Annotated in this window: 14 protein-coding genes; 9 read left to right on the top strand and 5 right to left on the bottom strand. The window is 70.7% G+C overall.

What is annotated here, in order from left to right:
- Positions 1 to 20: 20 nt before the first annotated feature.
- A complete protein-coding gene (gene lplT / locus ACG00X_RS12130) occupies positions 21 to 1310 on the bottom strand; it encodes a lysophospholipid transporter LplT (protein ID WP_394488438.1) in 1290 nt (429 codons plus the stop codon).
- 195 nt (positions 1311 to 1505) lie between these two features.
- Here lplT and alr point away from each other — a divergent pair, with 195 nt between their 5' ends.
- Together alr and arfB are read left to right on the top strand one after the other, a co-directional pair.
- The gene (gene alr / locus ACG00X_RS12125) at positions 1506 to 2618 is read left to right on the top strand and encodes an alanine racemase (RefSeq protein ID WP_394488437.1); all 1113 of its coding nucleotides are present in this window, start codon (positions 1506 to 1508) and stop codon (positions 2616 to 2618) included.
- The gene (gene arfB, locus ACG00X_RS12120) at positions 2611 to 3018 is read left to right on the top strand and encodes an alternative ribosome rescue aminoacyl-tRNA hydrolase ArfB (protein WP_394488436.1); all 408 of its coding nucleotides are present in this window, start codon (positions 2611 to 2613) and stop codon (positions 3016 to 3018) included. The genes alr and arfB overlap by 8 nt, the downstream gene beginning before the upstream one ends.
- On the opposite strand, the gene ACG00X_RS12115 is transcribed toward arfB, so the two are convergent.
- The 3 genes from ACG00X_RS12115 to ACG00X_RS12105 form a co-directional block, all read right to left on the bottom strand.
- The gene (locus ACG00X_RS12115) at positions 3012 to 5186 is read right to left on the bottom strand and encodes a prolyl oligopeptidase family serine peptidase (protein WP_394488435.1); all 2175 of its coding nucleotides are present in this window, start codon (positions 5184 to 5186) and stop codon (positions 3012 to 3014) included. The genes arfB and ACG00X_RS12115 overlap by 7 nt on opposite strands.
- 163 nt (positions 5187 to 5349) lie before the next feature.
- Positions 5350 to 6234 (bottom strand): DMT family transporter, encoded by an 885-nt coding sequence (locus ACG00X_RS12110; protein WP_394488434.1) that lies wholly within the window; start codon positions 6232 to 6234, stop codon positions 5350 to 5352.
- Between the two features lie 192 nt (positions 6235 to 6426).
- The gene (locus ACG00X_RS12105; protein WP_394488433.1) at positions 6427 to 7056 is read right to left on the bottom strand and encodes a LysE family transporter; all 630 of its coding nucleotides are present in this window, start codon (positions 7054 to 7056) and stop codon (positions 6427 to 6429) included.
- Between the two features lie 122 nt (positions 7057 to 7178).
- Here ACG00X_RS12105 and ACG00X_RS12100 point away from each other — a divergent pair, with 122 nt between their 5' ends.
- From ACG00X_RS12100 to ACG00X_RS12070, 7 genes are all read left to right on the top strand, one after another.
- Positions 7179 to 7883 (top strand): hypothetical protein, encoded by a 705-nt coding sequence (locus tag ACG00X_RS12100; protein ID WP_394488432.1) that lies wholly within the window; start codon positions 7179 to 7181, stop codon positions 7881 to 7883.
- A 13-nt stretch (positions 7884 to 7896) separates the two neighbouring features.
- Positions 7897 to 9261 (top strand): DNA repair protein RadA, encoded by a 1365-nt coding sequence (radA, locus tag ACG00X_RS12095; RefSeq protein ID WP_394488431.1) that lies wholly within the window; start codon positions 7897 to 7899, stop codon positions 9259 to 9261.
- A gap of 80 nt (positions 9262 to 9341) precedes the next feature.
- Positions 9342 to 9773, top strand: a complete 432-nt coding sequence (locus ACG00X_RS12090) for a hypothetical protein (RefSeq protein ID WP_394488430.1) — start codon at positions 9342 to 9344, stop codon at positions 9771 to 9773.
- A 35-nt stretch (positions 9774 to 9808) separates the two neighbouring features.
- On the top strand, positions 9809 to 10156 hold the full coding sequence (locus ACG00X_RS12085; protein ID WP_394488429.1) for an antibiotic biosynthesis monooxygenase family protein: 348 nt from the start codon (positions 9809 to 9811) through the stop codon (positions 10154 to 10156).
- Between the two features lie 82 nt (positions 10157 to 10238).
- Entirely contained in the window at positions 10239 to 10625 is a 387-nt protein-coding gene (locus ACG00X_RS12080; RefSeq protein WP_394488428.1) for a hypothetical protein, read from the top strand.
- 35 nt (positions 10626 to 10660) lie between these two features.
- Complete coding sequence (locus ACG00X_RS12075) at positions 10661 to 11593, top strand: branched-chain amino acid transaminase (RefSeq protein WP_394488427.1); 933 nt, start codon at positions 10661 to 10663, stop codon at positions 11591 to 11593.
- Between the two features lie 176 nt (positions 11594 to 11769).
- Positions 11770 to 11985: a zinc-finger domain-containing protein gene (locus ACG00X_RS12070; protein ID WP_394488426.1), complete on the top strand. Its 216-nt coding sequence runs from the start codon at positions 11770 to 11772 to the stop codon at positions 11983 to 11985.
- Positions 11986 to 12015: 30 nt separating this feature from the next.
- Here the strand turns inward: ACG00X_RS12070 and ACG00X_RS12065 are convergent, their stop codons facing one another.
- The gene (locus ACG00X_RS12065) at positions 12016 to 13962 is read right to left on the bottom strand and encodes a hypothetical protein (RefSeq protein ID WP_394488425.1); all 1947 of its coding nucleotides are present in this window, start codon (positions 13960 to 13962) and stop codon (positions 12016 to 12018) included.
- Positions 13963 to 13967 lie beyond the last annotated feature (5 nt).

Below are 13967 nucleotides of genomic sequence, written 5' to 3'. Positions count from 1 at the left end.
CGCCCCTTGAGGTGGGCCTGTTACCTGTCCTGCGGCAGGTGGTCCGTGCGGGCCAGGTCGAGCAGGTGTTCGACCTCTTCCTTGTGCTCGCGCAGGTTGCGCCGGTGCCAGCTGCGGATCCACAGCATGGTCGCGGCGACGACGATGCCGAAGATCGTGATGGCGCCGAACACCGACAGGCCGAACTTGGTCATTGCCGTGTAGAACGCGCCCATACCCAGGATGCAGGCCTGCTCGTTGAAGTTCTGCACCGCGATGCTGCGGCCGGCGCCCATCAGGTTGTGGCCGCGGTGCTGCAGCAGCGCATTCATCGGCACCACCATGTAGCCGCCGATCGCGCCCAGGATCATCAGGAACGGTGCGGCGACCCACACGTTGCTGATGACGTTCATGAAGATGACCAGCAGCCCCATCGCGATGCCCAGCGGGATGACGGCCATGGCGCGGTCCAGCCGGCTCACGACCGACGCGACGACCGCGCCCACCGCCGTGCCCACGGCCACCACACCCACCAGCGACGACGCCTGCTGCATGCCGTAGCCCAGCGCGGCGGCGGCCCAGGCCAGCACGATGTAGCGCAGATTGCTCGTGGCGCCCCAGAACAGCGTGGTCACGGCCAGCGAGATCTGGCCCAGCTTGTCCTGCCACAGACGGCCGTTGCAGGCCGAGAAGTCGCGCACCAGGCCCACCACGCTGTGGGCCACCGGCTGCAACGGCGCGGACGTGCGCGGAATGCGCAGGTTGAACAGCGCCGCGACGACGTACAGGCCCAGCAGGCTGGCGATCGCGGCCTCGGGCGGCGTGTCGATGCCCGTCTGGATCATGGGCACGTCCACCATCAGCAGCATGTTCGACACGCGGTCGCCGATGAGTTGGCCGCCCAGCAGCACGCCCAGGATGATGGAGGCGATCGTCAGCCCCTCGATCCAGCCATTGGCCTTGACCAGCTGCGATGGCGGCAGCATCTCGGTGAGGATGCCGTACTTGGCCGGCGAGTAGGCCGCCGCGCCCAGGCCCACGATGGCGTAGGCCGCCAGCGGATGGGTGCCGAACAGCATCATCAGGCAGCCCACCACCTTGATGCTGTTGGAAAAGAACATGACCTTGCCCTTGGGCACGGCGTCGGCGAACGCGCCGACGAAGGGCGCCAGCACGACGTAGAACAGCGCGAACATCGGCACGAGCGCCGCCCGCTGCCATTCGGCAGCTCCGGACGTGCGCAGCAGTTCGACGGCGGCAACGAAGAGCGCGTTATCAGCCAGCGAGCTGAAGAACTGCGCCGCCATGACGGTATAGAAGCCGCGTTTCATCGATCGGGGTTCGATCCTGACAGGGAAGCCATGAACAAGAGAGGCCGACGAAAGACAGGCGGCGCGGGTTTATAGCACGCGCCCCTTGCAGCTTTCCTGCACTGGCGACGGCGCAGAATGGCCATTTCATGCCGTTCCGACGCCATCTTCCCCCGGCCGCTCCGGCCTGCGGCGGGTGGCCGATCCTGCCCTGACATGCCCCGCCCCATCGAAGCCCTGGTCCACCCGGACGCCCTCGCCCACAACCTCGCCCGCGCCCGCGCCCTGGCTCCCAATGCCCGCGTCTGGGCGGTCGTGAAGGCCAATGCCTACGGCCACGGCATCGAACGCGCCTTCGAGGGCCTGCGCGCCGCCGACGGTTTCGCGCTGCTGGACCTGGCCGAGGCCGAACGGCTGCGCGCGCTGGACTGGCGCGGCCCCATCCTGCTGCTGGAAGGCGTGTTCGAGCCGCGCGACCTGGAGCTGTGCTCGCGCCTGAAGCTCTGGCACGCGGTGCACTGCGAGGCGCAGATCGACTGGCTGGCCATGCACAAGACGCACGAGCCGCACCGCGTGTTCCTCAAGCTCAACTCCGGCATGAATCGCCTCGGCTTCGTGCCCACCGCCTTTCGCGCCGCCTACGCGCGGCTGCAGGCGCTGCCGCAGGTCGACGAGATCGGCCTGATGACGCACTTCTCCGACGCCGATGCGATGCGCCAGGGCGCCGACGGCATCGCCCACCAGCTGGCGGCCTTCGACGCCGCCACCGACGGCCTGGCCGGCGAGCGCACCGTCGCCAACAGCGCCGCCACGCTGCGCCACGCGGCCCGCACCGCCAACGACTGGGTGCGCGCCGGCATCATGTGCTACGGCGGCGTGCCCGACTTCCCCGAGCACGACGCCGCCCACTGGGACCTGCGCCCGGCCATGACGCTGCGCTCCAAGGTCATCGGCGTGCAGCAGCTGCTGCCCGGTGACACGGTGGGCTACGGCAGCGCCTTCACGGCCGAGCACGCGATGCGCGTGGGCGTCGTCGCCTGCGGCTATGCCGACGGCTACCCGCGCCACGCGCCCACCGGCACGCCGGTGCTGGTGGACGGGGTGCGCACACGCACGCTGGGCCGCGTCAGCATGGACATGCTGGCCGTGGACCTGAGCGAGCTGCCGGCCAGCGGCTTTGGCAGCGAGGTGACGCTGTGGGGCGAAGGCCCCGTCATCGGCGGACAGGGCAGCCGGCTGCCCATCGACGAGGTGGCGCGCGCCGCCGGCACCATCGGCTACGAGCTGATGTGCGCCGTCGCGCCGCGGGTCACGGTTCGCAGTGCCTGAGTTCCGCTGGTCACCGCGGCCGGACGAACTCGAGTTCGACGCCATCCGCGCCAGCGGCCCGGGCGGGCAGAACGTCAACAAGGTGTCCAACGCGGTGCACCTGCGCTTCAACATCCCCACGTCCAGCCTGCCCGACGCGGTGAAGGCCCGGCTGCTGGCCTGGGCCGACCAGCGCATCACGGCCGAGGGCGTCGTCGTCATCAAGGCGCAGGACTCGCGCAGCCTGGAGCGCAACCGGGCGGATGCGGTGGCGCGGCTGATCGAGCTGGTGCGGGCCGCCGCCCATGTGCCCAAGGCGCGGCGGGCCACGAAGCCGACCTACGGCTCGCAACAGCGCCGGCTGGAAGGCAAGTCGCGCCGCAGCGACGTGAAGGCCGGGCGGCGCAGCAAGGATTACTGAGCGGCCGGGTACTTCATGCCCAGCTGGTCGAACAGGAAGGCGTAGATGTCCGCCGTCTGGTTCGTGCGGATGGACAGCGAGCTGCCCATGCCGTGGCCGGCGTGGGCGTTGATGCTCAGCAGCACCGGGCGGGCCGAGCCGGTGGCCGCCTGCAGCCGCGCCACCATCTTGCGCGAATGCATCGGGTTCACGCGGCCGTCGGTCTCACCGGTGGCCATGAGGATGGCGGGGTACTTCGCGCCGGCCCGCACGTGGTGATAGGGCGAGTAGCCGTACAGCGCCTTCAACTGCTCGGGGTTCTTCACGCTGCCGAACTCGGTGACGTTGAAGGCGCCGTTCGGGTCCAGCTCCACGCGCAGCATGTCGTACAGGCCCACCGTCGACACGACGGCGCGGAACAGCTCGGGGTGCTGCGTGAAGCTCGCCCCCATCAGCAGCCCGCCATTGCTGCCGCCGATGGCGGCCATGCGGGCCGGCGCGGTGTAGCCCTGGTCGACCAGGTACTGCGCCGACGCGGCGAAATCGTCGAACACGTTCTGCTTGTTCGTCAGCGCGCCCTGCGTGTGCCAGGTCTCGCCGAACTCGCCGCCACCGCGCAGGTTGGCGATGACGTAGACGCCGCCGGCGTCCAGCCACAGGCGCGTCGCCGCGCCGAGGAAGCGCGGCACGAGGCTGACGTTGTAGCCGCCGTAGCCGTTCAGCAGCAGCGGGTGGCGGCCATCGAGCTTGACGCCCTTCTTGCGCACGATGTTGAGCGGCACGCGCGTGCCGTCCTTGCTCGTCGCGAACTCGCGCACCACCTCCACGTCGTCGAAGCGGACCGGGCTGGTCTGGCTCAGCGCCGTGGGCCTGCTCTGGCCGCTGGCCTCATCGATGCGCACGAAGCGGGGCGGCTCCAGGTAGGTTTTCACCGCGACGAGCAGGCTGCCGTCATCCATCGGCTCGACCTCGTCGACCGTCGCCACCTCCGGCAGCGGCACGCGCCCGCGCGGCGTGCCGTCCAGCCCGTAGACCGCCACGCGCGACGGGCCGCCGGCGATCTCGCGCAGGTACAGCGCGTGTTTCGTGAGGGTGATGTTGGCCGCGCCGAACTCGCCGCCGGGCTCCAGCGCGGCGTCGGACTCGGGCACCAGCGTGACGGCCTTGGCCAGCGTCGGGTCGTCCAGGCCCAGCTTCAGCAGCTTGCCGCGCGGCGCGCCCTGGCGTGAGATGAGGTAGAGCGCGTCCGGGCCCATGGCCACGGCGACGATCTTGTCCTCGAAGCGCGTCAGCTGCCGCGTGCTGCCGTCCTGCTGGATCAGGTAGTGCGCAAACTCGCCGCCATCGCCGTTGGCCACCGACACGACGACGGCCGGCGCGCCGGGCCGCGCGTCCAGCGCGATCTCGGCGACACGCGGGAAGTCCTTGCCCAGCACGTAGACGTCCTTGGCAGGGTCGTCGCCGATGCGGTGAAACCAGACCTGCTCGTGGAAGTGCTGCCGCTCGGCGGGCTCGTCCGCGCCGGGGTAGCGCGTGTACCAGAAGCCCGAGCCGTCGTCGCGCCAGGCGACGCTGCCGCCGCCGGTGGGGTATTGCACGTTGGGGATGACGGCGTCGACCGTCTTGCCGCTGGCCACGTCGATGACATGCAGCGAGCCGTCTTCGCTGCCGTTCTCCGACATCGACACCGCCACGAGCTTGCCCGTCGGCGACGGCACATACCAGTCGATGGCCGTGCGGCCCGTCGGGTTCAGCGTGTTGGGGTCCAGCACGACGCGGGCCTTGGCGGGGTCGGCGTCCTGGCCCATCACGGCCAGCATGGGCTGCTGCCTGGGCGGCTGGTTGTAGAGCGCGAACAGCTGGCCGCCGGCCGCGTGCAGGTCGTAATAGGCGCTGGAGCCGGCTGCCGCCTGCTTCATCAGCCAGTCGGCCATCGGCTGGCGCGCCGGCAGGTGGTCGAGATAGCCCCGCGTGCGATGGTCCTGCGCGGCGCTCCAGCGCTTGACGGCGGGGTCGCGGCCGGCCTCCAGCCAGCGGTAGGGGTCGGTGACGCGCAGGTCGCCGTAGCGATCGGTGACGGGCTTGACGGCCGTGGGCGGCGCGCCCTTGTCGGCGGCATGGGCCAGCAGCGCGGCGCTGCCAAGGGCGAACACGCCGCACAGGCGCGTCAGGGCAAGTGACCAGGACATGGGAGCTCCGGTGAGTGACGCGCGAAGCGTACGCGCATCACGCCGCCGGGCTCGCCTGCCGGGGTTGCCGTCCTGGCACAGCACCGCAGGCGACGCCAATGCCGTGTTCCGGCAGGCCCTGCGCCTGCTGACGGACGGGAGCCCCCCCCCGACCGGCGCTGCGTCAACCCGGCCGCGTCGCCACGTAAAGGCTGCCCAGGCACAACGCCATGCCGCCCACCGCCAGCGGCGTGACCTGCCAGCCCTCGAACACCGCCGAGATCGCCAGCGCGATGACGGGAATGGTCACGCCCGTCAGCGCCGCGTGCGCCGGGCCGCGCGCCTGCGCCAGCTTGAAATACAGCACGAAGGCGATGACCGAGCCCGCCACCGCCAGATACAGCAGGCTCAGCACATAGGGCAGCCGCAGGTCGAAATGCAGGCCCTGACCGCTGACGAGCGATGCCCCGGCGAGGAACACCGCGCCATAGCCCATGCTCCAGGCCAGCACCGGCACCAGCGGAAGGCCGCGCCGCGTGAGCGTCAGCGTCAACACATTGCCGATGCAGGCAACGAGCACCGCGCACAGACCCAGCCCCAGGCCCCAGGCCGCCGTGGGCCGCACGCCAGTGGCGGCGATCTCGGGCCAGAAGATCAGCACCACGCCCAGCACGCCGCCGCTGGCCGCGCCGAGGAAGCGCCGCGTCACCGGCTGGCCGAAGAACAGCCGCCCCGACAGCGCATTGCCATAGACCATCAAGCAGAACAGCACCGCCACCAGCCCCGACGGGATGTGGCGCTCTGCCTCGTAGACGGCCAGGTAGTTGCCGCTGTACTGCACGATGCCGGTGGCGGCCATCAACACGTGGGCACTGCGCGGCAGCCGCAGCGACAGGCCCTGCCAGCGCGCCAGCGCCACCAGCAGCAACGCGGCCAGCCCGAAGCGCCAGGCGATGGAGTTGAACACCGGCACGCCCGAGTCGAGCTGGTAGAGGATGACGTGCCAGGTGCTGGCCCAGATCAGCGTGGGGCCCCAGAACAGCCAGCGGCTGAGCGATGCAGTGGACATGAGAGAAAAGCGCCCTGGGGCGTCATTACGGGGTCAACGGAGTCTTAGGGCCGAGCGCCGGGCCGCTCCCAAGCCGGCCCGCGCGGGCGATGTGCCGGGCGGTCGACCCGCCCGGCATCGCCGCCCTCTCGGGGGGGCCGACTGGCGATGCCGGCGTTCAGCCGGCGCAGCGCCGGGCGGGGGGCCTCAGGTTCAGGCGTGGCGCTTGAAACTGGCCAGCAGCACGCCAGCCGCGACGAAGAGCGATCCGAAGACGCGGTTCATGAGCTTGATGTGGTGAGCGCTCTTCAGCGCCGCGAGCACGCGCGACGCCAGCGCGGTGTAGCCGCCCATGACGACGAGGTCGGTGAACGACAGCGTCGCCCCGATGACCAGGTATTGCGGCGCCAGCGGGGCGCTCAGATCCAGGAACTGCGGCACCACGGCCAGCAGGAACACGGTGCCCTTGGGGTTGACGGCGTTCACGCCCCAGCCGCGCAGCACCAGCTGGCGGCGCGTCACCGGCACACCCGGGTCGCCGGCCGCCGCCAGCGGCTTGGCCGGGGCCCGCCATTGCTGCACGCCCAGCCAGACGAGGTAGGCCACGCCGGCCCACTTGATGAAGGCAAAGGCCGTCTCGGACGCTGCGATCAGCGCTCCGAGGCCGGCGCTGACGAACAGCACCTGCGTCAGGATGCCCAGGATCAGCCCGAAGGTCATGAAGTAGCCGCGCCTGAAGCCGTGGCTGAGCCCCGCGCTCATGGCCGCCACGGCACCGGCGCCCGGCGACAGGCTGATCGCCCAGCAGGCGGCGAAGAGGGTCAGCCAGGTGGCGAATTCCATGAGGGCTCCAGAGCGTCGACAGCAAAGCCCGGCAGTGTGCCCGAGGCGCTCGCCAGCCGCCGGTCGTCATGGCGGCATGGCGGCATGGCGGCATGGCGGCATGCAACACCATAATCGTGAGCATGAGCGCCATCCCCGCCCGCCACCGTGACGGCTTGCGCACGCGCGCCTGGCTCCAGCGCCACCGCTGGATGCGGCTGCATGTGGCGCTGATCGCGTTGTGCTGCCTGGGCTGCCTGTGGCTGAGCGGCGCGCTGCTGCGGGCGGCGGGTGTGGAGTCACTGGCGTTGCGCTTCGGGCTGAGCCTGGCGGTCAGCTACACCGTGTACCTCGGGCTGCTGCGGCTGTGGGCGGCCTACTTGGTCAGCCGGCAGGAAGGCGATCCCGCTGACGCGGTGGACTTGATCGACCTGGGGCTGGACATTGCCAGCACCGGCGCGGATGCCGGCGGCTCGGCGCTGGAGTTGGTGGAACTGGCGGCAGGGGCGGACGAAGGCGCGGTGGTGCTGCTGCCGATCGCGGCCGTGGTCGCCGTGGTGCTGGGGCTGGCGGCGCTGCTGGGCACCGGCGTCACGCTGCTGTTCGGCGTGGAGGTGCTGCTGGCGGTGTCGGTGGAGGTGGCGCTGGCCGCGCTGGCCGGTGGCCTGGCCTGGCGGCACCAGCGCCAGTTCGACCGTGGCGGCTGGCTGCGCTGCGCGTTGCAGCACACCTGGGCCGGCGCGCTGGCGCTGCTGGTGACCGGCGTGGGTTTGGGCGCGGCGCTGGACCACTGGATGCCGCAAGCCGAGTCGCTGCCCCACGCGGTCAAGCTCTGGCGCACGCACTGACGACAATGGCCGCATGGCCACGAGCAAAAGCATCTACACCTGCACCGAGTGCGGCGGCACCAACGCCAAATGGCTGGGCAAATGCCCGCACTGCGGTGCCTGGAACACCCTGACCGAGACCGCCGCCGAGCCCAGCGGCGGCGCGAAGAACCGCTACCAGGCGCTGGCCAAGAGCCAGCCGGTGGCCACGCTCAGCGAAATCGAGGCCAGCGACTACGACCGCACGCCCACGGGCCAGGAGGAACTGGACCGGGTTCTCGGCGGCGGCATCGTGGCCGGCGGCGTGGTGTTGATCGGCGGCGACCCGGGCATCGGCAAGTCCACGCTGCTGCTGCAGGCCGTCGAATCGCTGAGCCAGACCGTCAAGGTGCTGTACGTGACGGGTGAGGAATCCGGCGCCCAGGTGGCGATGCGCTCGCGCCGGCTGGGCCTGGCGGGCGACAAGGTGCGCGTGCTGGCGGAGATCGGGCTGGAGAAGATCCTCGCCACCATCGAGGCCGAAGAACCCGACTTCTGCGTCATCGACTCCATCCAGACGCTCTACTCCGAGCAGCTGACGTCGGCGCCCGGCTCCGTCACCCAGGTGCGCGAGTGCGCGGCCCAGCTCACGCGCACGGCCAAGGCGCGCGGCTGCGCGATGGTGCTGGTGGGCCACGTGACCAAGGAAGGCGCGCTGGCCGGCCCGCGCGTGCTGGAGCACATCGTCGACACGGTGCTGTATTTCGAGGGCGACACGCACAGCAGCTTCCGCCTCGTGCGCGCCATCAAGAACCGCTTCGGCGCCGTCAACGAGATCGGCGTGTTCGCGATGACGGAGAAAGGCCTGAAGGGCGTGGCCAACCCCAGCGCCATCTTTCTGTCCACGCACACCGAGCCGGTGCCGGGCAGCTGCGTGCTCGTCACGCTGGAGGGCACCCGGCCGCTGCTGGTGGAGCTGCAGGCGCTGGTGGACAGCGGCGGCGCCAGCCCGCGGCGGCTCTCCGTCGGCCTGGACCGCGACCGCCTGGCCATGCTGCTGGCCGTGCTGCATCGCCACGCCGGCGTGGCCACGGGCGACCAGGACGTGTTCGTCAACGCGGTGGGTGGCGTGCGCATCACCGAGCCGGCCGCCGACCTGGCCGTGATGCTGGCCATCCAGAGCAGCCTGCGCGGCAAGGCGCTGCCCAAGGGCTTCATCGCCTTCGGCGAGGTGGGCCTGGCCGGCGAGGTGCGCCCCGCGCCGCGCGGCCAGGAGCGGCTCAAGGAGGCCGCCAAGCTGGGCTTCAGCGTTGCCCTCGTGCCCAAGGCCAACGCGCCCAAGAAACCCATCGAGGGGCTGACCATCCACGCCGTGGAACGCGTGGAGCAGGCCATCGACGTGCTGCGCGGACTGGTCTGAATTGACGGCCGCGGGATTGCCTTCGTTCGCACCCTCCCAAAGTCTGCTTAGGATGGAGGCCTTGCACTGGAGGAACCTTCATGTCCGACCCCGCCAACCTGCGGCAACACGTTCGCACCGACTTCCTCGGCGCCCAGCATGACGCCGACTCGCTGCCCGGCTGGGTCTTCAAGCCGGTGCAGTTCAGCCAGGGCCCGGCCGGCCTGGTGCTGAACATGAGCGACGGCGGGCTGCAGGTGTTGACCAGCGCCGCCGAACCGCTGACGGACGACAAGTACGAGGTGGTGCTGCTGCTCGGGCGCGCTGACGCCGAGCCGAGCGAAGAGGAAGTGACCTGGTTCAACGGCGTCGTCGAGCGCAAGTGGTCGCGCCCGGCGCCGCGCATGGGCATCCTGCATGGCATGAGCTTCACGTCGCGCAACTCCACCGCCGAGCAGTTCCTGAACGGGCACGCCGAGGCGCTTGCGTCCGGCCAGTGGGTGCGCTGCGTGCTGCTGAAGGCACCGCGCTGACCGACACCGCCGCCGCGCATGGCAGGATGCGCGCCATGACCGCCCTGCCCACGCCCCCGTACTACAGCGTCATCTTCTCGAGCCAGCGCACGCCTGGCGACCATGGCTATGGCGACATGGCCGACCGCATGGTCGCGCTGGCCGCCGGGCAGCCCGGCTACCTGGGCGTCGAGAGCGCCCGCGGCGAGGACGGCTTCGGCCTCACCGTCTCGTACTGGCGCACGACCGACGACATCGCCGCCTGGCGCCGCCACGCCGAGCACCAGATCGCCCGCGACACCGGCCGCCGCGACTGGTATCAGCACTACACGCTGCGCATCGCCCGCGTCGAACGCGCCTACGCCTGGGAACGCGCCGACGGCGCCCAGGACCCGCAGGCATGAGCCGCGCAGTGCAGGGCCGCCCCAAACAAGCGGCCGTCCCCTCGGGGGACCGATCGACGGCCTCGTCGAGCGAGGGGTTGGCATGAGCAACTGGCTCGGCGCCGGGCTGGCGCTCGCCGCCCTCATCCTCGGCGCGACCCTGCTCGGCTGGCAGGGTGCGCTGTTCGCCACGACGGGCATCATCTTCTGGCTGCTGCTGCAGATGTCGCGGCTGATGCGGCTGATGAAGCAGGCCGGCGCGGCGCCCATGGGGTCGGTGGCCAACGCCGTCATGCTGGCCAGCCGGCTGCACGCGGGCATGAAGCTGGCCGAACTGATCTCGCTGGCCGGCAGCCTGGGCGTGAAGCAGGGCGACGAGACCTTCGTCTGGCGCGATGCCGGCGGCGACGCCGTGGAAGTGCTGCTGCGCAAAGGCAGGCTCGTCGAGTGGCGGCTGCTCCGGACCGGCGAAGCGGCCGGCTCTTCGTAAAATCGCCGCTTTCCTCTCAGCCCCTGGAGTACCCGATGGTTCCCGCCCCCCTGCATGACCGCGACGGCAAGATCTGGATGGACGGCGAGCTCGTCGACTGGCGCGACGCCAAGATCCATGTGCTGACCCACACGCTGCACTACGGCTGCGGCGCCTTCGAGGGTGTGCGCGCGTATGACACGGTCAACGGCACCGCCATCTTCCGCCTGCAGGAGCACACGCAGCGCCTGCTGAACAGCGGCAAGATCCTGCGCATGAAGGTGCCGTTCTCGGCCGAGCAGATCAACGAGGCCCAGCGCGCCGTCGTCAAGGCCAACGGCCTGAAGAGCGCCTATATCCGCCCGCTGATCTGGATCGGCTCCGAGAAGCTGGGCGTGAGCCCCAAGGGCAACCAGGTGCACCTGATGGTGGCCGCCTGGAGCTGGGGCGCCTACCTCGGCGAAGAGGGCCTGAAGCGCGGCATCCGCGTGAAGACCAGCTCCTACACCCGCCACCACGTCAACATCACGATGACGCAGGCCAAGACGGTGTCCAACTACACCAACTCCATCCTGGCCAACATGGAAGCCACCGACGACGGCTACGACGAAGCGCTGCTGCTGGACGCGGCCGGTTTCGTGTCGGAAGGCGCGGGCGAGAACCTGTTCGTCATCAAGAACGGCGTGGTCTACACGCCCGACCTGTCGGCCGGTGCGCTCAACGGCATCACCCGCAACACCATCTTCGCGATCTGCCAGGACCTGGGCCTGAAGCTGGTCGAGAAGCGCATCACCCGCGATGAGGTCTACATCTGCGACGAGGCCTTCTTCACCGGCACCGCCGCCGAAGTGACGCCCATCCGCGAGCTGGACCGCATCGAGATCGGCAGCGGCTCGCGCGGCCCCGTCACCGAGAAGATCCAGTCGGCCTTCTTCGACATCGTCAACGGCCGCAACCCCAAGTACGCGGAGTGGCTGACGGCAGTTTGACCCCTCGCCCGACCTCGCAGCGCTGAACGCGGGCGAGTCCGGTCGGTCCCCCGAGGGGACGGCGATGCGTACCGGCTCGACCGGCACGCACATCGCCAGCGCGGGCCGGCTTGGGAGCGGCCCAGCGCTCGGCCCGCAAAATTCGCGTCGCGAAACGGACAACCGAAGAGAACACCATGAGCATCACCACCCAAGCCCCCGCCACCGTCGAAGTGACCGCCAAGGACTGCCAGCACAACGGCAGCGTCTTCTGCCCCAACCCCAAGATGGCGCTGTGGAGCAACCACCCGCGCGTCTTCATCGACCTGAGCCACGACGGCCAGGGCCAGTGCCCTTATTGCGGCACGGCCTACAAGCTCAAGGCCGGCGAGGTGCTCAGCGGCGGGCACTGACCGCAGCCGCTGCGCGACGCGCAGCCAGCCCTAGCGCACCAGCTCCACGGCGCTGCGGCGATGACTGCGGCGCTGGGTGTCCAGGTCGGCCTCCAGCGCGCGCTCTGACACCGACAGTGCCCGGGCGGCCCCGCTCGCCAGCGCGGCCTGGTCGAGGTTCTGCCCCCAGGTCAGCCCCGCCCGCAACGCCAGCGGCGGCGCCAGGGCATCCGTGAAACCCGCCGGCAGCCAGGGCATGGTCTGCGCCAGCACGAGGGCGACGCGCGGCCTGATGGCCGGCTCGCCGACCCGGCCGCGCTGCCCCCAGGCCACCACCAGGTCGGCGCTGGAGCCGCTGACGTAGAGCGGCGCGATCGCGAAGTCGCGCAGCACGCCATGGCGCAACTGCATCAGCGCCTCCTCGGCGAGCATGGCGGCGTCCTCGCGCGGCACGCTCTGGCCCGTGGGCCATGAATAGCTGTAGTCATCGGTCGCGCGGTCGGCACTGAAGAACGCAGCCACGTCGGCCGGCTGGTAGGCCCGCTGCACATCGGTGGCCGTGGCGCCGAAGAACTGCACACGGCCGAGGTCCACCATCGCCTGCGAGGTGAACGGCAGCTGCGCGCGCAGTTCCTCCGAGGCCGTGTTGGCCGGCGAGGCATCGACCACTCGTTGCGACCCGTTGAGCAGCAGGTGCACACGCGAGGGCAGGAAGTCGTTGGCGTGCGTCAGCTCGTGATACAGCAGCCGCCCGAGCGTGGGGATCAGCGCCGCCGTGTCGCGCGACGCCCGGGTCAGCACATTGCTACGCCCGCCGACCGCCTGGCCGCCCTGCACATAGCGCCACAAGGTGTCGTACGCCAGGGCGGCACCATAGCCGCCGCGCGGGTCGGCCACCTCGCTGACGGTGTCGCGCTCCTCCGCCGTGAGCCAGAGGCTGTCGGCATCGAGGTAGATCGCGCCGGTCGCCACCCAGTAGAAGGCCGGCCGCACCCGGCCACCGATGACGACGGCCGTCGTGGCGTTGAGCATCCGGCGGAAGTCGCCGTGGGTGTCCTGCTCACGCAGGAAGGCCTCGAAGCGCTGCGCCATCCAGTCGTTGGACACCAGCACGCGGGCCATCACCTGCTCCACGGTCGGCACCTCGCCGCGCGTCTCCGTGCCGAGCAGCGGCAGCCGGTTCAGCGTGCACAGCGCATTGCGGCTCAGCGTGGGGGTGTAGATGCAATCGCGCAAGGCCGCGGCATGCGCGCCACCGGCCATGTAGGGGTACACGCGCGAAGACGGGTTGCTGCTGTCGAACAGCGGTGCGGCGGCGGCGGCCGGAGGGGCCTGCACGAGCAGGCTGAAGGCCTGGCTGACCATGCGGCCGTCGGCCAGCGTGGCGTCGACGCGCAGGCGCAGCACGGCATCCTCGGCAACGGTCGGCGCGGCGAAGATGACCCGCCATTGCGCCGCGTCGCCCAGGTCCACCGCCGGCCCGTCGATGCGGCTCCAGCGCACCTGCGCCCCGGCGTAGTCGGCGGCGGCCAGGCCTTCAACCCAGGCGCGCAGCGACGTCTGACCACCCGACCACACGGACGGCTCGCCGCGCACCACCATCGACGTCGCCTCCGCCGCCGCCGCGTTGAACTCGGCCAGCCCCGTGTAGGCGGCGCCTTTTGCATCGCTGAAATTGATGCTGAACGCGTAATGCCCGGCGCCCGGCGGCGTCACGCTGAGGGCCGCCGAGCGTGCCGACATCGGCAGCAGGGTGCTGCCGTCCGTCTGCCGCCACTGGACCTCGCCCAGCAGCGCCCCGGGGCAGGCCAGCAGGGCCAGCTCCTGGTTGCGCCCCGCCAGGGCCGCCGTGGGCAGTGCCAGCCGCGCGACGGAGCCGGGCTGGCACTGCGCACTCAGCGCCGGCACCACCGCCGCGCCCCCGCTCGCCTCGTCACCACCGCCCCCGCCGCAAGCCGCCAGCAGCAGGCACAGACTCCACAGGACACAGGCTTTCAAAAGAG

Origin of the sequence: Pelomonas nitida, from assembly GCF_043555975.1 — a bacterium.
Taxonomy (GTDB): domain Bacteria; phylum Pseudomonadota; class Gammaproteobacteria; order Burkholderiales; family Burkholderiaceae_C; genus Pelomonas; species Pelomonas nitida.
This window is presented reverse-complemented; position numbering and strand designations above follow the sequence as displayed.

What these genes read in the sequence shown, in the direction of transcription:
- ACG00X_RS12100 (WP_394488432.1), top strand. Translation starts at nt 7,179, where the DNA reads ATGAGCGCCATCCCCGCCCGCCACCGTGACGGCTTGCGCACGCGCGCC.
- ACG00X_RS12115 (WP_394488435.1), bottom strand. Translation starts at nt 5,186, where the DNA reads ATGTCCTGGTCACTTGCCCTGACGCGCCTGTGCGGCGTGTTCGCCCTT.
- ACG00X_RS12070 (WP_394488426.1), top strand. Translation starts at nt 11,770, where the DNA reads ATGAGCATCACCACCCAAGCCCCCGCCACCGTCGAAGTGACCGCCAAG.
- ACG00X_RS12080 (WP_394488428.1), top strand. Translation starts at nt 10,239, where the DNA reads ATGAGCAACTGGCTCGGCGCCGGGCTGGCGCTCGCCGCCCTCATCCTC.
- ACG00X_RS12075 (WP_394488427.1), top strand. Translation starts at nt 10,661, where the DNA reads ATGGTTCCCGCCCCCCTGCATGACCGCGACGGCAAGATCTGGATGGAC.
- alr (WP_394488437.1), top strand. Translation starts at nt 1,506, where the DNA reads ATGCCCCGCCCCATCGAAGCCCTGGTCCACCCGGACGCCCTCGCCCAC.
- ACG00X_RS12085 (WP_394488429.1), top strand. Translation starts at nt 9,809, where the DNA reads ATGACCGCCCTGCCCACGCCCCCGTACTACAGCGTCATCTTCTCGAGC.
- radA (WP_394488431.1), top strand. Translation starts at nt 7,897, where the DNA reads ATGGCCACGAGCAAAAGCATCTACACCTGCACCGAGTGCGGCGGCACC.
- ACG00X_RS12110 (WP_394488434.1), bottom strand. Translation starts at nt 6,234, where the DNA reads ATGTCCACTGCATCGCTCAGCCGCTGGCTGTTCTGGGGCCCCACGCTG.
- lplT (WP_394488438.1), bottom strand. Translation starts at nt 1,310, where the DNA reads ATGAAACGCGGCTTCTATACCGTCATGGCGGCGCAGTTCTTCAGCTCG.
- ACG00X_RS12090 (WP_394488430.1), top strand. Translation starts at nt 9,342, where the DNA reads ATGTCCGACCCCGCCAACCTGCGGCAACACGTTCGCACCGACTTCCTC.
- ACG00X_RS12105 (WP_394488433.1), bottom strand. Translation starts at nt 7,056, where the DNA reads ATGGAATTCGCCACCTGGCTGACCCTCTTCGCCGCCTGCTGGGCGATC.